Below are 18,532 nucleotides of genomic sequence, written 5' to 3' on the forward strand. Positions count from 1 at the left end.
CAAGGCTATGACCTTATCTGCCCACATACGGTGTTACAACGCTGATAGATCCCCCTTGCGTATAAAGGCAATCTATTGTGTATTAAGCACATGCAGGTCTGATAATTGCCAAGAGAAGAGCCCTATTGATGCAACGAAACCCTTTGATGCGAGTGCCTCAACGCGCTGTGCAGGCATGGCTTCCCGTCATTTTTACCGTATGGTTTGCATTGTTGTGCACCTCGCTACCGGCTATGGCCGCTGATGACACCACGCCTGCGGATGTGGCGGCTGCTGCAAAAATCAATGTCGACAGTGAAGTCGCCAAATTGCAAAAGCAGTTAGATGGCATCAAACAGCAGGTCTCCAACGCCGCCAGCGACAGCAAATACGGCGAATTGAATGACGCAGTGCAGCAGTTGATCGGCAACACCAACGATCTTGCAACCGCGTTGGCACCGCTTCAGGCACAGCTCCAGGCGCAAGTCGATGTGCTGGGGCCTGCGCCAGAACAAGGGGCGGCGATAACGGAAACCAGCGAGGTCACGCGCAAACGTGCCACGTTAAATGTGCAAAAAACCAAACTGGACGCACAACTTGAGCAGATTCAGGCCATCAGAACCGGTGCCCTCAATCTCTCGGCGCAAATAGTTACGCTGCGTCGCAATGCGCTAAAAACGCAACTGGCACTTAACTCGGGCAGCATTTTCGGTGCACGTTTCTGGTCCCCGTTGTTGGCGTCTCAGGCCGAAGATGAAAAGCGGTTGACGCAGTTTCAGGCACAGCTTAGCGATACGCTGAGTGCGACCTGGGAGCCGGACTGGCGGTATGGAACGCTATTTTATCTGCTGGTGGCGCTGGCGTTAGCCACGGCGGGTCAGCGTCTATTGGAAAAATATCTGGCACGTGCTGGGATCCGTTGGCTGCCGGAAGGGCGGTTGCGCCGCAGCTTCCTCGCTTCTGCTACTGTGCTTTCTTCTGTCACGACCATCGGGCTTGCCGCGAACCTGTTTGACTACACGTTAGCGCGTCCCGGCGATGTACCGGCCGCTATCGGGAGTTTTCTTGATAACCTGGTGCGACTTGCCGTGTTTAGCGCCATGATTGCCGGATTGGGGCGAGCCTTTCTCTCTAACCATCGTCCATCCTGGCGCTTACCTGCTATGGCTAACCCGGTTGCCAAAGCGATGGACCCGTTCCCGATTATTGCCGCCAGTTTGATGTTTGTGTTTGGCATGCTTGAACAGCTTAACACCACGGTGGGTACCTCCGTTGCTGTCACTATCGTTGGGAACGGGCTGTCTGCATTGGCATTGGCGTTAACGGTGGGGGCGATTGCGCTGCGCAGCAATCAGGTGCGACGGCAGATGGTAGAAGCGGGTGAACAGCCGGAAGCGCGCTCCACGCTGTCTGGGCTGGTGCATTTGGCTACGTTGCTGACGGCGATTGCTGTGCTGATTTCATTGGCCATTGGTTATATCTCGCTGGCGCGTTTCTTGATTTATGAGCTGATATGGGTGGGGATGGTGCTTTCCTGTCTGTATCTGCTGATAACCCTGGTGACTGACCTTAGCGAGAGCATTTTTTCGCCGAATACCGCCAGTGGGCGCCGTATTAAACGCTCTTTGAATCTGGACGATCGTCACCTGGCGCAGGCGACATCTCTGGTGTCGGTGTGCGGGAAAGTCTTTCTGATTCTGATGGGCGCCGTTGCATTGCTAAACGGCACCTTTGGCACCACGACACCGATCGAGTTGTTGCAAAAATCAGTGGAAATCTGGGGCGGCAAGGGGCTGGAGTCGTTAAGCATCGTACCAGCCAATCTGGTAAACGCCGCAGTCTGTTTGGTGGTTGGTATCTATGTTTTGCGCTCATCCCGGCGTTGGCTAGAAGATGATTTTCTGCCGAAGACTACGCTGGAAAAGGGGATTCGCGCCTCGCTGGTCACTCTGTTTACCAACATCGGTTATATCCTGCTCATTTTATTGACGCTGGCCGCGTTAGGGATCCAGTGGAATAAACTGGCGTGGATTGTCAGCGCCCTGTCGGTCGGGATCGGTTTTGGTCTGCAAGAGATCGTTAAGAACTTTATCTCAGGGCTGATTTTGCTTACCGAACGTCCGGTAAAAGTCGGGGATTTGGTGAATATCAGCGGCGTAGAAGGGGATATCCGGCGTATCAACGTGCGTGCGACGGAAATTCAACTCGGCGACCGCTCCACGGTGATTGTGCCGAATTCGCAGTTCATCTCGCAAAACGTACGCAATATCACCATGGGTAATGCGATGGGGGTGGCAACGCTGGCGCTAACTTTCCCTCTGGATGCCGATCCTGAAACCATTCGAGAGATCCTGCTCAGCGCTTATAGAGATCATGAATCCATTTTAGAAACCCCCGCGCCTTCGGTAACCTTTAGCCAGCTTACTCCGACAGGGATGGTGCTGAGTGTGACCGGTTATGTCCCCAGCCCGCGTATGGTTTCAGGGGCAAAAAGCGACCTGTTGTTTGAGATTATCAAGCGGCTGCGCACTGCCAGCATTCCGCTGGCATCTCCGCAGAAAATGGTGCTGGAAAACGCCTCGGACACAACCTTGCTGCCGGAATAACAAAACGCCCATCGTGGAAAATCGCGATGGGCGCTTTACTGATGAGTCTGACGCTGGCCGTTATAGCGCGGTTATTCGACCTGTGCTTTCACCCGAGCAATATAGATTTCACGCAGTCGTTTGGCGATTGGACCGGGTTTACCGGTGCCGATGGTTTTACCATCGAGTGAAACCACTGGCAGTACAAAGGTGGTGGCTGAACTGAGGAAAATCTCGCTGGCGTGGTAGGCCTCTTCCGGTGTGAATGGACGCTCTTCCAGTGCGATATTGTCCTTGGCGGCGAGTTCAAGCAGTGACTGACGGGTGATGCCGTGCAAAATGTCATTGCTCAGTTGGCGCGTTACCACGGTGTTATCGGCCAGCACGATATAGCAGTTGCAGGAACTGCCTTCGGTGATAAACCCGTTTTCCACCAGAAACGCGTCATCCGCGCCTTTGCTGTGGGCCACCTCTTTTGCCAGACAGGCGGCCAGCAGGCTGACGGTCTTGATATCGCGGCGGTGCCAGCGAATATCCGGGCAGGTTACTACGTGCAGACCCGTTTCCGCTTTCGGGTTATCGATAACCGAACGTGCCTGAGTAAACAGCACCAGCGTGGATTTCACTTCCGCACCGGGAAAATGAAAATCACGATCGCCCGCGTTGCCGCGGCTAAGCTGTAAATAGATTGCCCCTTCGTGCAACTGGTTTTTGTCGATCAGCGCCAAATGGATCTTTTTCAGCTCATCAATAGAAACGGGCAGTTGCAGTGCGAGTTCACGGCAGGAACGCTGCAAGCGCGTGATGTGGCCGTCATATTCAGCCAACTTCCCATTGATGACCGCAGTCACTTCGTAGACGGCGTCGGCGAACAAAAAACCGCGGTCAAAAACGGAAACCTTGGCGTCCTGCTCTTCTACATACTGACCGTCAACATACACAATACGTTGCATTACAACACTCCTAAAGAAGGTAAATGGCCCGGCAGTAAACGTGCCTACCAGACCACACGCGAATCAACACTAGCCCCACAGCGCGGCTGAAGGCGGATTGATGATGCTGCCTTGGTAGTCCAGCCCGTTATCGCGATCGCGTTGCAGTAACAGCGGGCCATCCAAATCCACCACGTCAGCCCCCTGCGCCACGATAAACGCAGGTGCCATCGCCAACGATGTGCTGACCATGCAGCCTACCATAATTTTTAGCCCATGCTTGACTGCTTCATCACGCAGGCGCAGCGCCTCGGTGAGGCCGCCGGTTTTATCCAGTTTGATGTTAATCATGTCGTAACGGCCCACTAGTCCGGCTAATGAATGGCTGTCGTGACAGGATTCATCGGCACAAATCGGGATGGGGCGCGGCAGGGATGCCAGTGCCTCATCTTTTCCGGCGGGCATTGGCTGTTCAATCATGGTCACACCAAGCGTGACCAACTCCGGTACCAGACGGGTGTAAAGCGCTTCATCCCACCCTTCGTTGGCATCTACGATCAGGCGGGCGGAAGGCGCCCCTGCGCGCACGGCGGCGACGCGTTCGAGATCGTGTTGATCGGCCAGCTTCAGCTTCAGTAAAGGGCGGTGTGCCTGCTTTTCTGCCGCCTGACGCATGTGCTCTGGTGTGTCCAGCGACAGGGTATAGGCGGTTTCCAGTGTATGAGGCACCGGCAGCGTGAGCCGTTGCCAGATGCGCTGACGATAGAGCTTGCACTCCAAATCCCACAAGGCGCAGTCGAGCGCGTTACGCGCCGCTCCCGCAGGCAGTCGGGATTGCAGCGTGAGTCTGTCCAGACCGTTGCGCAAGTCGCTCTCAAGTGAGGCAATTTGCTCTGTGACACTGTCGACTGACTCGCCGTAGCGCGCGTAAGGCAGACATTCACCGTAGCCAGTAATATCGCCAGCTCGAAGGGCGGCAACCACCACATCGGCCTGCCTTTTGCTGCCGCGTGAAATGGTAAACACTTCACGCAGCGGCCAGCTTTCACGAGATAGGGTAAGTTCGGTCATAGGCTGGCCAATGCTTCAACGATACGGCCCACGCCGTGACGCACCGGATCAACCGCCGGTAGGCCGAATTCAGCTTCAATGGTTGCTAACAGAGAGAGGGCGGCGTCTTCATCCAGAGCAGAGGTATTTACGGAGATACCAACAAACCGGGCGTTAGGATTGGTCAGCCGCGCCATTGACAGGTTGAGTGCTATGCAGGCCGCCAGATCGGGGATCGGGTAGTCAACGCCACGCATGGTTTTGCGTGTCGGCTCATGACACAGTACCAGCGCATCCGGTTGTGCACCGTGAATAATCCCGGTGGTCACGCCTGCGAAGGATGGGTGGAACAGAGAGCCTTGGCCCTCAATCACATCCCAATGATCCGCATCATTGGCGGGCGCCAACACTTCAACGGCACCGGCGATAAAGTCAGACACCACAGCATCGATACTGACGCCTGCACCGCTGATCAGAATACCGGTCTGGCCGGTGGCGCGGAATGTCGCCTTGCCGCCGCTTGCCAGAATCTCTTTTTCGATGGCCAGCGCCGTGTACATTTTGCCACAGGAGCAATCGGTGCCGACGGGCAACAGGCGTTTGCCGCTGCGCTTGCGGCCGTTTGCCACTGGGTAGGTTTCCGTCGGGTGGCGCACGTCAAACAACGAACGCCCCAGTTTTGCCGCCAGCTCGCGCAATTCCGGCACGTCAGCGAGTTTGTTGTGCAACCCGGCGGCGAGATCCATGCCGCTCTCCAGCGCTTCACGTAAAATGGCGATCCATTGCTGAGAAATAATGCCGCCGCGGTTGGCCACGCCAATCACCAGCGTTTGTGCTCCGGCAGCACGCGCTGCGGCGATGTCGAGATCCGGCAGACCGCAGTCCGCGTGGCAGTCTGCCATGCGGTATTGACCCACACAATATTCAGGGTGCCACTGCTTGATGCCGATAGCGACCTTGGCGGCTAACTGATCGTGCGCATCACCAAGAAAAAGCAAATAGGGCTTTTTGATATCCATTATTTTTCCTCATTAAATGTTGACGTAATAAATGATAAATCGCTATCAGGCGCGTCAGTGATTGTTATCTGGATAACAGCTGATTACCTTTGATAATATTCATGGGGGTTTTATTGTCAATATGGCGATATTTTTAGAATAATACACTGCAATGATGGCGATTTGTGGCGATTGAATAAGTGTATTGTTTTTAATGGTGGTGTTTTAGTCCGCGTTGTGCGTAATTTTGTTATTTCCTCGGTTTTTTATAAAAATGCGCGACCATACTGTTTTCTTATTCTTTTTATTATGTTGTTTTTTAAGTATTTTTTGTTTGTTGTTGTCTGCTTCATTTTGGCGCAATGCCATAAAATTGGGCCCACTAATAATGCAGGGGGTCATTATTTTTCAATCGGCGTCTGAGGTTTATTCACGTTACTCATATCATCGCGTTAAAAAAAAGAAAAAGTAATGACAAGTGTCTATGGCGTTTTGAAATAATATGCTGAACCATGAAGAGTGATGGCAAATGTCAGCATAAAATTTGGCGATAAGCGCTCTCGCTTTAAATTTTTCTTGTTCGTCCTCTCGACAGCCAACAATTTCTACGATAGCGTAACAATTAGCTCACAAGGGCTAAGCGTCGCTCGGATGGTCCGGGCGCTCACGTATCTTGAGGATGTTATGGCTGATTCCAATTCTCCGCGCCGTTTTACGCGCATCGATCGTCTTCCCCCGTATGTATTTAATATTACCGCTGAGCTGAAAATGGCTGCCCGCCGTCGTGGCGAAGACATCATTGACTTCAGTATGGGTAACCCGGATGGGCCGACACCGCCTCACATCGTCGAGAAACTGTGTACGGTAGCGCAGCGGGATGATACCCACGGCTATTCCACTTCACGCGGTATTCCGCGTTTACGCCGCGCTATTTCGCGGTGGTATGACGAACGTTACGGCGTCGAGATCGATCCAGAAAGTGAAGCCATTGTCACGATTGGCTCCAAAGAAGGGTTGGCACACCTGATGCTGGCAACGCTGGATCACGGTGATACCGTATTAGTGCCGAATCCCAGCTATCCCATTCATATCTACGGCGCGGTGATCGCGGGGGCTCAGGTGCGTTCTGTGCCGCTGGTGGAAGGCGTTGATTTCTTCAACGAGCTGGAAAGGGCCATCCGCGAAAGTATTCCCAAACCCAAAATGATGATTTTGGGCTTCCCCTCAAACCCCACGGCGCAGTGCGTTGAGCTGGATTTCTTCGAGCGCGTTGTGGCGCTAGCGAAGCAGTATAACGTGCTGGTGATACACGATTTGGCCTATGCCGATATCGTGTACGATGGGTGGAAAGCCCCGTCTATCATGCAAGTGCCGGGCGCGAAGGATATCGCCGTTGAATTCTTTACCTTGTCCAAAAGTTACAACATGGCCGGGTGGCGCATCGGCTTTATGGTGGGCAATAAAGAGCTGGTGAATGCGCTGGCGCGCATCAAAAGTTATCACGATTACGGCACCTTCACGCCGCTGCAAGTCGCCGCCATTGCCGCTCTTGAAGGGGATCAGCAATGCGTACGCGATATTGCCGAGCAATACCGTCAACGCCGCAATGTGTTGGTGAAAGGGTTGCATGAAGCGGGATGGATGGTGGATGAGCCCAAAGCGTCCATGTACGTCTGGGCGAAAATCCCTGAACCTTATGCGCACCTTGGATCGCTGGAGTTTGCCAAACGGTTGCTGGCAGAGGCGAAAGTATGCGTCTCTCCCGGCATCGGTTTTGGTGATTATGGCGATACCCACGTGCGCTTCGCGTTAATTGAAAATCAGGATCGTATTCGTCAGGCGGTGCGCGGTATCAAGGCTATGTTCCGTGCCGATGGACTTCTCTCTGCTGGAAAATCATCGGTAGCCTGATCGTCATGTCCTCTTTCTCCCCGGTGTCCGCCGGGGAGATGCTTTTGCGTGTCCCGTCTCTTTTTTTTCATTTTGTGAGCAAAATGGGTTTGGCATTACGCCATCGCGCGAGTGGTTTTGCTACACTCCTCCTCCGGTTTTCATTACAACAAAAGATGAGAGTAGTCATGCGGTCCCCTTTGTTGACGTTTTCAGCAGTCACCTTGTTGTGCATTACGCTGGTCGGTTGCCAGGCACCGACGCGCTCCAGTACGCCGGCATCGTCAGTGTCTTCGGTCACTGCTGCCGAGCAACTGAATCAGATTGCATCGTTGCTGGCGGCAAGCCGTTATTTGAAATCCCAATGCAATCGTAGCGATGTTCCTGACGACGGCACGCTCCAACGCGCTGCGCTGGCGGTGGCACAGCAAAAAGGGTGGAACACCGCCCACTTCACACAGTTGGCCTCGCGCAGCGAAAACCTGTATCAAGGGTTATTGCAGGATGGCACGCCCAAAGAGGCGCAGTGTTCAGAGTTCAACCGCTCATTGGCCCCGTTTATTGATTTCATCAGAAAAGATTTCAGGTAATACGTCTCGCAGTACGCTGCCGGGCGCTATTCAGCGCCCGCCTCTTTGATATCGCCACCCGGCCAGTCAGACAGTGCATCCAGAATGAAAATCTCGCCATCGGCATCGAATAACGTGATGTCCTGCTGAATCTGTTCGATAACCAACCCTTCCATTGGACTTTCTCCTTCCCGATAACGTACGCCATTGAGGGTGATGCTGCGTTGGGACGGATCCGAGGTGAACACGTGCGCGCTATAACGCAGCGGCGGCACCTGCCCCTTTTCGACTTTTGCCGGTTTTGGGGCTACCGCAGGGGAGGGCACCGGATCGGCCTTCAGGGCTGGCGGCGGGGGGACGGGAACGGCTTGTGCCACTGAGGGTGCATTCTCGCTCGGTGGGGATTCACTGTGCTGTTGCGCTGCGATAGTGGGCGCTACAACGCTCGCGGGCCTTTCTATCCAGCGTTGGTGAGCGAACCACCCGAGTGATAGCAGCAATAGCGCATAGGTCGCCAACAAATATCCCGGCATCACATAGGTTGCTGTCAGGGGCATACGTGGCGAAAGGCGAGGGCTGGCTATGGGTTCCACGAGGGATTTTCCTTATTACATTCAACATGTGCCACTGTGCGTCAGGCTAGAGGCGAAAGGCCGCATTCACGAGATGTCTGTCTTGACGGTTTCTTTACATGCCCGATTTTATGGCAAATGAACAGCGCTAAATGCTTTTACCTGATGGTTCTGTGACAGAAATTGGATTTCATGAAAAAGTCATAATCTACCTTTGCGCTACTAATGAAACCTTGAGCTTAGTCTCAAAAAAAAGGCGTAGATATGCTTTAATGACCCTGCTAATGAAATAGTGTTTTATTAATAAAGATATATCGTTTCTTTTGTGTAATGTACTGCATGGTGGTCAATAAATGATGTGAAAAATTTACATGTAAAAATGTAAGTAACTTTTACATTAAATAAAATTTAACAACCACAAGCCATGGTAACCCTTGGTCAGGGTGTTTTTTTGTCTAAATAATCAAAATATATCAAAGAATCTAAAGAATAATTTTTATATGCGGTGAAAAAAAACCGCAGGGCATTATGTTGCCTTTTTTTGTCACAATACTGAGGGATAAACTTTATGTTAGTCAAAAATAGTCGGCGTTTCCGCTATAGCGTTCTGTGTGTCGCATTGTCATCTTTATTTTTATCAGGATGTGATAACAGTTCATCGCATACCGAACTGACGAATGACACGCTACCGGTTAAAACTGCTCCGTTTGGTTGGACCGCGCAGTATAAAGATGTTGATGGCACGGCAGCAGCCACAACCGGAGGTGAAGGGGCGCGGGCTGAAAGTATTTACGTCGTGAGTTCTCGTCAGGAATTGAAAGATGCACTTAGCAATGTGCGCAGTCCTAATTACCTTGCCGGGGATGCCGCGGCGGAGCTGGCTGCCAAGCTCGAGCCAAAAATTATCTATTGGGTTGGCACCATTCGTGGTGATGATTTGGGCAATGGTACCTATGCGGACGCCACCTATTACAAAACCAAGCCCAATAAAACCACCTTTGATTTTGACCTGTATGTGAAGGCGTTCGATACGGATTATATGGCGCAACTGCAAGCGACAATCAATGCCGGTGGCGCAGAGGCTGCAGCGGCGCAGACCGAACTCACGCTGCTGAAAAAACAGAACGGTCAGCGCTCGCAATATGCCAACAACCAGAAAGCGCAGATCCAGTTTCAGGTGCCGCCCAACACCACCATTTTAGGTGTAGGGCAAGATGCAAAGTTGGAAGAGGGCTATCTGTCAATCAATACCCTGAGCCATACCTTCAACAAGACGGATAACAGCAACATCATTATTCGTAATATTACCTTCCAGGCACCGCGTGACTTTGCACCCGCTTGGGATGCCAGTGACGGTGCATCAGGGAACTGGAACGCGCGTTATGATGCAGTGTCAATCAATGCCAGTAAGAATGTCTGGATCGATCACTGTACCTTTACCGACGGTGAGCACCCAGACAGCAAAGAGCAGGTGCTGTTTGGTAAACATATTCAACGTCACGACGGTTTGCTGGATATCGAAGACGGCGCGGATTACCTGACTATCTCTTATAACGTTTTTGAAGAGCACGATAAAACCACCATTATCGGCTCGGGCGACGGTGATAAGGGAGAATACCGCATTACCTTTGAAGGTAACTTGTGGAGCAATTTAACCCAGCGTGCACCGCGTGTGCGTTTTGGTCAGGTGCATCTGGTGAATAACTACCACCGTGGTGCTTCCGATGCGGATTACCCCATTCTTTATTCCATCGGTATGGGGTTTGCCTCTTCTATTTTATCCGAAGGAAACGTTTTTAATTTCCAAGGGGCCGGTGCAGAGGAAAGTACCATTATTGGTGCCTATAAAGGCAGCAAGTTTAAAGATAACGGTTCCTGGTTTAATGGCGCGCAGGCTAAAAACTTGAACCAGATCGCTATTGAAAAATGTACAGCATTGCAAGAACAAGAAAAAGCCGCTGCGGAGAGTGCAGGTAAAGTACCAGGAGATTGGGCATTAGAAACCTGTACCAATGAGATTGGTTGGGAACCGCCATACACCTATGCCGTGGGTAAATCTATCGCCGCCGTCGAAAAATATGTTTTGGAAAATGCGGGCGCAGGAAAATTGTCAATATCGCTGCCTGACTAATTATTCGCCAGGGATGGTTTCAACACCGCTTTTTAGGGCTAGCAATAGAACAGTTAATATTCACTATGACACGGGAAATGATTTTATGACGCAATTTTTACCCAGAACCCGATTAACGTTGTGCACAACCTTAGTATTAGGGGGACTGTTAGCGGGCTGTGATAATAACTCCAGCCATACCGTGGATCGATCTGCCGCACCGCAGAAATTGCAGGTGCCGACACTGGCCTTTGATGACACCTCGATTACGCTCGCGTGGGAAAAACCTACGACCGCAAGCGGTGAGATCAAAGATTACAACGTCTACATGAACGGTAAGCTGCTGGGCAGCACGCTGGACAACCAGGATAAACACTCACCTGCCAAACCGTACATCGATAATTTCTACACCAAATTTGATGCAGATAACTGGCACGTGCGCGTCAAATTCCACAACTTCACCGCCGACAGCACGGACGGTTTGAAACCGGATACCGAATACAAGTTTACCGTGCGTACCGTCTATGCCGATGGCAAAGAGTCGGTAGACAGTGAAACCCTCACGCAACGCACCAGCAAAACACCGCATGTGATTGATGTTAAAGCAGAAGGTGCGGTAGATAATGGTACAACGGTAAATACCACGATCATTCAACAAGCGATCGATTCCTGTACCATCCAGGTGTATCCAGAAGGGTGTAAGGTGCTGCTGAGTGGCGGTGTGTTTAAAAGCGGTGCGCTATTCCTGCACAGCGACATGACCTTTGAAATTGCGGAAGGTGCCAAACTGCTCGGCTCCGAAAATCCGGCGGATTATCCGGTAGCAAAAGGCTATTACCTTTACCCGTACCTTATTCAAGGCGAGATGCTGACCAAACGTCCTCCGTCTCTGCTTAACGTGCTGGAAGCTAACGATCACGGTCATACGGAAGCGGGAACGTTCAAAAATATCCGTATCGTGGGTAAAGGCAGCATTGACGGCAATGGCTGGGTGGCAGGGCTGAGTACCAGCAAACCTGCTGCAACCTTCACCGATGAACTGGGTAATGAACTGCCGCAAATTCGTGCCAGTAGTTCGACCAAAGTCAGCAGTGACGGTATTCTGGCGAAAAACCAGACGCAAGCTGCCATCGATGAAGGTGTGGCACTGGACGATGCCTATAAAAACCGCCGCTCATCCATGATGACGCTGCGTGGCGTAAGCAACCTCTATGTGGGTGGCTTGACGGTGCTGAACCCGGCCTATCACGGTGTGATGGCGCTGGAATCAGAAAACGTGGTGATGCACGGTCTGCAACACAAAACCTATGACGGCAACAACGCCGATGGTATTGAGTTCGGTAACAGCCAAAACGTCATGGTGTTCAACAACTTCTTCGATACCGGGGATGACAGCGTCAACTTTGCCGCAGGTTATGGTGCGGGGGTTGAAGAGTTTAGTCAGAAAGCCCAAAGCGGTGCCTGGATCTTCAACAACTACTTCCGTGAAGGTCACGGTGCGGTGGTTGCAGGAAGCCATACCGGTGCCTGGATCGAGAAGATTGTGGCTGAAAACAACGTGATGTACCTGACAGACGTCGGTCTGCGCATGAAGAGCCGTCCGTATTACGGCGGTGGCGCGCGTGACGTGTTGTTCCGTGATAACGCGATGAAAGATATCGGCGGCAACGAGCCGTTTATTTTCACCATCGCTTACAGCGCGGATACCAACGATACCCTGCCTGCCAAAGAACCGGCTCAGTTCCGCGATATCACTGTGTACAACATCACGATCGATGGCTCCAACAAGAAGAGCAGCATCGCGGTGGATGGTATGACTCAGGCAGCAATGGATACCGCGTATGGGTTTGATCTAGGTCGCGACGCGTACCATAAGAACTTCGATTTTGAAGATGTGAAGTTCCGCAACGTCAAAGCGACGGCCATTGGCTTCCTGCATGACAGCCAGTTCAAGAACGTCACGTTTGACAACGTATTGAACGGTGCGCAGGCCTGGAGCTTCGGTGAAGGGGTTTCCAACGTCAAGGTCAAAGACAGCGTGAATGATCAAACCATCACCACGACGGGTGCGCAAACCATCACGCTTGATGGCGCAACGCAGTAAAACCGTGCAGTAAAACCATGCAGTAAAATCGTAGTGTAACGCTATCCCCACGTCAGCAATGGCGTGGGGAAAGGAGAATGTATCAGGTGATGCAACAACGCGTACAACATTTGCTGTCAATCGGCGCGCGCCTGCCTTCCTCTTGGCTCAGGCTCGGGATGATGGGGTTACTGTTGTTACTGATTTGCCAACAGCTCGCCGTCTGGACCTGGCGCGTGTTGTTGCCAGCGCAACCGATGGTGAACGCTGTCTCTCTCTCGCCTGCACACGCCACGTCAACACCGTCACAAACCACTGTGTATACGCTGTTTGGTCGCTCTCCCAGTGCGACGTCGCTCAAGCCCGTTCCAGAAGGCGTACTGGAAGGGGATATTCCTGTTTCTTCCCTGCAACTGACCGTGACCGGCATTCTGGCAAGCCGACAGACCGATCGCGCCATTGTGATTATCGCCAAAGATGGTCGGCAATTCAGCCGTGGCGTCGGTGACGCCGTTCCTGGCTATGAGGCCCGGATTGTGACCATCTCTGCCGATCGTATCGTACTTGAACATCAGGGGCGTTATGAAGCGCTCTACCTGTATCGTGATGAAGTGGGTGCAACCAACCATAACAGCAGCACGTCCAAGCCGCCTGCGGCGGCACTGAGTGTAGTACGTAACACGCTGAAATCAGAACCGATGAAGGTGATGGAATACCTCGCGATTGTCCCTCAGATGAAAGATAACGCGCTGGCGGGATATCGCCTGAATCCGGGGAAAAAAACCGAACTGTTCTATCGCCTGGGGTTGCATGACAACGACCTGGCGGTGGCGCTCAATGGCATGGATTTGCGTGATGCGGAGCAAGGGCAACAAGCCATGGCGCAATTGCCGCAGTTAAGCGAATTGACGTTGACGATAGAGCGCGACGGACAGCGCCAGGATATTACGCTGACCCTTGATGGGGCTGCGGATGATGAGAGTGAACAGCACGCGGGCCGAGATGAGCCGTAACGGGAGACGAACAGGTGGCGCAACGTGTTTTTAGCAAAGGGCGGCGGATGACTGGCTTGCGGTTGGCGGGGGCGGGCCTTCTCATGATGGTTTCTGCCTGGTGCTGGGGCGCGGAATTTTCCGCCAGCTTTAAAGGGACGGATATTCAGGAGTTCATCAATACCGTCAGCAAGAATCTGAATAAAACCGTGATTATCGATCCTGCGGTGCGCGGTTCTATCACGGTGCGCAGCTACGACATGATGAACGAAGAGCAGTATTACCAATTCTTCCTCAGTGTGCTGGACGTGTACGGTTTTGCCGTGGTGCCGATGGATAACGGTGTGCTAAAAGTGATTGCCGCCAAAGATGCCAAAACTTCATCGATACCGGTCGCGACGGACAAGCAACCGGGTATCGGTGATGAAGTGGTGACGCGTGTCGTGCCGGTGAATAACGTTGCCGCCCGTGATTTAGCACCGCTGTTGCGCCAGCTCAATGACAATGCAGGCTCTGGCAGTGTGGTGCATTACGAACCGTCTAACGTGCTGCTGATGACGGGTCGCGCCGCGGTGGTGAAACGCCTGATGGAGATCGTTGAACGTGTCGACCGCACCGGCGATCGCAACGTGGTGACGGTGCCGCTCTCCTACGCCTCGTCTGCCGAAGTGGTGAAACTGGTTAACGAACTGAATAAGTCTGACGAAAAAACCGCGCTGCCGGGGGCGATGACCGCCAACGTGGTGGCGGATGAACGGACCAATGCGGTGTTGGTGCGCGGTGAGCCTAAATCGCGCGAACGGGTGATCGCCATGATCAAACAGCTCGACAGGCAGCAGGCGGCGCAGGGTAACACCAAGGTTATTTATCTCAAGTTCGCCAAGGCCGCTGATTTGGTGGAAGTACTTACCGGCGTTAGCGACAGCTTGCAAAAAGATCAGCAAACGACGCAGCCGGGTACCGCGCTACGCCGCGATATCTCCATTAAAGCGCATGAACAGACCAATGCCTTGATCGTCAATGCCGCGCCGGATGTGATGCGCGATCTGGAGCAGGTGATAAACCGTCTCGATATCCGTCGTCCGCAGGTGCTGGTAGAGGCGATCATCGCCGAAGTGCAGGACGCCGATGGCCTTAATCTCGGTATTCAGTGGGGCAATAAACACGCCGGGATGACGCAGTTCACCAACACCGGGCTACCGCTTTCCACCGTGGTGACCGGCGTGGATCAATACCGCAAAGATGGCACCATACCCACCGCGCTGGGTGCTGCGCTTGGCAGTGCTAACGGTTTAGCCGCCGGGTTCTACCAGGGCAACTGGTCGATGCTGCTGACTGCCATTTCCAGCGACAGCAAAAACGATATTCTGGCAACGCCAAGCATTGTCACGCTGGACAACATGGAAGCCAACTTCAACGTCGGCCAGGAAGTGCCGGTGCTGGCGGGATCGCAGACCACGGCCAGCGATCGTATCTTCAACACCGTTGAGCGTAAAACGGTCGGGATCAAACTCAAGGTCAAACCGCAGATCAACGAGGGGGATTCGGTGCTGATGGAGATTGAGCAAGAGGTCTCCAGCGTAGCCGATTCCGCCTCCAGCAGCAGTTCTGAATTGGGCGTGACCTTTAACACCCGCACGGTGAGCAACGCGGTGCTGGTTGGAAATGGTGAGACCGTCGTCGTCGGCGGCTTGCTGGATAAGAGCACTACCGAGAGCGCATCACGCGTGCCGTTATTGGGCGATATTCCGGTGATTGGTGCGCTGTTCCGCTCCAACAGCAAACAGATCAAGAAACGTAACCTGATGCTGTTTATCCGGCCCACCATCATCCGCGATCGCCAGCAGTACCAAACGGCGTCCAGCGATAAATACCGCTCATTCAGCGAAGAACGCGGGCAGCAACGCGAAGGGGATAACCGCGATAACCTGCTGCATGACAAACAGCTGCGCTTGCCTGGCAGCGGTAACACACAAACCTTCGTTCAGGTGAAAACCGCCCTTAGCGCGCTCTACCCCACGGGGGGCCGATGAGCGAGCTTAACGCCAGCATGCAGGAAGGGCGGCCCCTCTTGCCTTTTGCCTACGCGCGCACCCACCGCATCTTGCTGTTGCAGGATGGCGCAATGCAGCAGCACAGCCTGATGTGTGATGCGACGACAACGGCAACCGCGTTGATGGAGGCACGTCGCGTGGCGGGCAGCGCTTTTTCCGTAGCCTGTGTCAGTGCACAAGAGTTCGATCGGCAATTGATCGTTTGCTATCAGCGTGATTCCGATGAAGCGCGGCGTTTGATGGAGGATATTGGCAATGAAATGGATTTCTACACGTTGGTGGAAGAGTTGCCAGACAGCGACGATTTGCTGGACGCTGACGATGACGCGCCGATTATCCGTCTGATCAACGCCATGCTGACCGAGGCCATCAAAAACAAAGCCTCAGATATTCATATTGAAACCTACGAACGGCACCTGTTAATCCGTTTTCGCGTGGATGGCGTGCTGCGCGAGATTTTGCGCCCGCAACGCAAACTGGCGTCACTGCTGGTATCGCGTATCAAAGTCATGGCGCGGCTGGATATTGCCGAAAAACGTATTCCACAGGACGGCCGTATGGCGCTGCGCATTGGCGGGCGTGCCGTTGATGTGCGCGTCTCCACCTTGCCTTCCAGCCACGGCGAACGCGTGGTGCTGCGTTTGCTCGACAAGAACAGCGTCCAGCTCGATCTCGCGGCGTTGGGCATGTCGCAAGCGTTGCGACAACAGATTGATACACTGATCAACCGTCCGCACGGCATCATTCTGGTGACCGGGCCGACCGGTTCCGGTAAGAGTACCACGCTGTATGCGGCGCTGAGCCGCTTAAATGCCACCGAGCGCAACATCATGACGGTGGAAGACCCCATCGAGTATGAGCTGGAAGGCATCGGACAGACGCAGGTCAACACCAAGGTTGACATGACCTTTGCTCGCGGCCTGCGCGCAATTTTGCGTCAGGACCCTGACGTGGTGCTGGTCGGCGAAATTCGTGACGGCGAAACCGCGCAGATAGCGGTGCAGGCCTCACTCACCGGCCACCTGGTGCTCTCAACCCTGCACACCAACAGCGCGCTGGGGGCGCTGTCGCGCTTACAGGATATGGGTATCGAGCCGTTTCTGCTCTCCACCTCGCTGCTGGCCGTGTTGGCGCAGCGGCTGGTGCGCACCCTGTGCCCTGACTGCCGTGAAGCACACCCGGTTAATGCCGTGCAGGCGCAGCAAATGAGCATTACGCCACACAGCACGGTGTATCGGGCCGTTGGGTGCGCGCAGTGCAACTTTACTGGCTACCGGGGTCGTACCGGGATCCATGAACTTTTACTGGTGAATGACGACGTTCGTGCTGCCATCCACCGTGGCGACGGTGAACTGGCGATTGCCCGCCTGCTGGGGCCGGAACGTCTTACCATTCGCCAGGACGGTATCAACAAGGTGTTGGCCGGTTTAACCACCTGGGAAGAGGTCATTCGAGTAACGCAGGAGGAGTGAGATGGCGCTGTTTCACTATCAGGCATTGGACGAGCACGGAAAACGCTGTCGCGGCAGTCAGGAGGCCGACTCGGCTCGCCATGCGCGACAGCTACTGCGCGAGCGGGGCCTGACGCCATTGGCATTAAACGAGGGGCAAGGCAGCGGCGGCGCATCCGCGACACCGCGTTTTTCGCTGCGCCGCGCCACGCGCATCAGTGCGGCGGATTTGGCGTTGTTAACGCGCCAACTGGCCACGCTGGTGGCAGCAGCGTTGCCGTTGGAAGAGGCGCTGGATGCGGTGGCGCGTCAGAGTGAAAAACCGGCCTTGAGTAACCTGATGAGCGGCGTGCGCAGCAAAGTGATGGAAGGGCATTCACTGGCGGAGGCGATGAAAGCGTTTCCCGGCTGCTTTACCCGTCTCTACTGCGCCATGGTTGCCGCAGGGGAGACCTCGGGCCATCTGGATACGGTGTTGAACCGGCTGGCGGATTACACCGAACAGCGCCAGCAGATGCGCAGCCGCATTCAGCAGGCGTTGATCTACCCGTGCGTATTGACGGTGGTGGCCATTGCCGTGGTCAGTATTTTGCTGTCCGTCGTGGTGCCGAAGGTGGTCGAACAGTTTATTCACATGAAACAGGTGTTGCCGTTGTCAACCCGCGTGCTGATGGGTTTGAGCGATATGGTGCGCAGCGCCGGGCCGTGGATTGCCATTGCGCTGGTGGTCGGTGCCTTGGTCGCCCGGGTACTGCTCAAGCAGGAAACGCGTCGTCTGGCCTATCACCGCCGCCAGCTCGGCATGCCGGTGATTGGGCGCATTCTGCGCGGTCTCAATACCGCGCGCTATGCGCGTACGCTCAGCATTCTTAACGCCAGCGCGGTTCCGCTGTTGCAGGCGATGCGCATCAGCGGCGATGTGATGAGCAATGATTATGCGCGCTATCGCTTGTCGCAAGCCACGGAGGCAGTGCGCGAGGGCGTCAGCCTGCACAAAGCGCTGGAACAAACGGCACTGTTTCCGCCGATGATGCGCCACATGATCGCCAGCGGTGAACGCAGCGGTGAGCTGGACAGCATGCTGGAACGGGCGGCAGATAATCAGGACAGGGAATTCAACGCGCAGATGTCCATGGCGCTCGGGCTGTTTGAACCGTTATTGGTGGTGACGATGGCGGCCGTAGTGCTGTTTATTGTGCTGGCCATTCTTCAGCCGCTGTTGCAACTGAATACCATGATGAGCATGTAACGTAATCCCCGATCTAGG

13 protein-coding genes are annotated in these 18,532 nt (G+C 53.9%); 9 read left to right on the top strand and 4 right to left on the bottom strand.

Going from position 1 to position 18,532, the window contains the following annotated elements:
• Positions 1 to 233 precede the first annotated feature (233 nt).
• Positions 234 to 2,585 (top strand): DUF3772 domain-containing protein, encoded by a 2,352-nt coding sequence (locus tag J5224_RS00905; RefSeq protein WP_264623679.1) that lies wholly within the window; start codon positions 234 to 236, stop codon positions 2,583 to 2,585.
• A 71-nt stretch (positions 2,586 to 2,656) separates the two neighbouring features.
• Here the strand turns inward: J5224_RS00905 and J5224_RS00910 are convergent, their stop codons facing one another.
• The 3 genes from J5224_RS00910 to dgcN form a co-directional block, all read right to left on the bottom strand.
• Positions 2,657 to 3,517, bottom strand: coding sequence for a D-amino-acid transaminase (locus J5224_RS00910; RefSeq protein ID WP_264623553.1), 861 nt, complete (start codon positions 3,515 to 3,517; stop codon positions 2,657 to 2,659).
• 69 nt (positions 3,518 to 3,586) lie between these two features.
• On the bottom strand, positions 3,587 to 4,567 hold the full coding sequence (dgcA, locus tag J5224_RS00915) for an N-acetyl-D-Glu racemase DgcA (RefSeq protein ID WP_264623554.1): 981 nt from the start codon (positions 4,565 to 4,567) through the stop codon (positions 3,587 to 3,589).
• Positions 4,564 to 5,565, bottom strand: a complete 1,002-nt coding sequence (gene dgcN / locus J5224_RS00920) for an N-acetyltransferase DgcN (protein WP_264623555.1) — start codon at positions 5,563 to 5,565, stop codon at positions 4,564 to 4,566. The genes dgcA and dgcN overlap by 4 nt, the downstream gene beginning before the upstream one ends.
• A gap of 663 nt (positions 5,566 to 6,228) precedes the next feature.
• Between dgcN and alaC the strand changes: the two genes are divergently transcribed.
• Entirely contained in the window at positions 6,229 to 7,455 is a 1,227-nt protein-coding gene (gene alaC / locus J5224_RS00925; RefSeq protein WP_264623556.1) for an alanine transaminase, read from the top strand.
• 179 nt (positions 7,456 to 7,634) lie between these two features.
• Positions 7,635 to 8,024 (top strand): type II secretion system pilot lipoprotein GspS, encoded by a 390-nt coding sequence (gene gspS, locus J5224_RS00930; RefSeq protein ID WP_319802410.1) that lies wholly within the window; start codon positions 7,635 to 7,637, stop codon positions 8,022 to 8,024.
• A gap of 26 nt (positions 8,025 to 8,050) precedes the next feature.
• Here the strand turns inward: gspS and gspB are convergent, their stop codons facing one another.
• Positions 8,051 to 8,560, bottom strand: a complete 510-nt coding sequence (gene gspB, locus J5224_RS00935) for a type II secretion system assembly factor GspB (RefSeq protein ID WP_413544630.1) — start codon at positions 8,558 to 8,560, stop codon at positions 8,051 to 8,053.
• A 583-nt stretch (positions 8,561 to 9,143) separates the two neighbouring features.
• Here gspB and J5224_RS00940 point away from each other — a divergent pair.
• The 6 genes from J5224_RS00940 to gspF all read left to right on the top strand — a co-directional run bounded on the left by J5224_RS00940 (position 9,144) and on the right by gspF (position 18,514).
• The gene (locus tag J5224_RS00940) at positions 9,144 to 10,706 is read left to right on the top strand and encodes a polysaccharide lyase family 1 protein (RefSeq protein ID WP_264623559.1); all 1,563 of its coding nucleotides are present in this window, start codon (positions 9,144 to 9,146) and stop codon (positions 10,704 to 10,706) included.
• A gap of 85 nt (positions 10,707 to 10,791) precedes the next feature.
• The gene (locus tag J5224_RS00945) at positions 10,792 to 12,789 is read left to right on the top strand and encodes a glycoside hydrolase family 28 protein (protein ID WP_264623560.1); all 1,998 of its coding nucleotides are present in this window, start codon (positions 10,792 to 10,794) and stop codon (positions 12,787 to 12,789) included.
• A gap of 89 nt (positions 12,790 to 12,878) precedes the next feature.
• Positions 12,879 to 13,781 carry a type II secretion system protein GspC gene (gene gspC, locus J5224_RS00950; protein ID WP_264623680.1) on the top strand — a complete coding sequence of 301 codons (903 nt, stop codon included), beginning with the start codon at positions 12,879 to 12,881 and terminating at the stop codon, positions 13,779 to 13,781.
• An 83-nt stretch (positions 13,782 to 13,864) separates the two neighbouring features.
• Positions 13,865 to 15,793 carry a type II secretion system secretin GspD gene (gspD, locus tag J5224_RS00955; protein WP_264623681.1) on the top strand — a complete coding sequence of 643 codons (1,929 nt, stop codon included), beginning with the start codon at positions 13,865 to 13,867 and terminating at the stop codon, positions 15,791 to 15,793.
• On the top strand, positions 15,790 to 17,286 hold the full coding sequence (gspE, locus tag J5224_RS00960; protein ID WP_264623561.1) for a type II secretion system ATPase GspE: 1,497 nt from the start codon (positions 15,790 to 15,792) through the stop codon (positions 17,284 to 17,286). Before gspD ends, gspE begins: the two co-directional genes overlap by 4 nt.
• A gap of 1 nt (position 17,287) precedes the next feature.
• Positions 17,288 to 18,514 (top strand): type II secretion system inner membrane protein GspF, encoded by a 1,227-nt coding sequence (gene gspF, locus J5224_RS00965; protein ID WP_264623562.1) that lies wholly within the window; start codon positions 17,288 to 17,290, stop codon positions 18,512 to 18,514.
• The last annotated feature ends 18 nt before the right edge of the window (positions 18,515 to 18,532 follow it).

It is taken from the genome of Candidatus Symbiopectobacterium sp. NZEC135 (assembly GCF_025962695.1).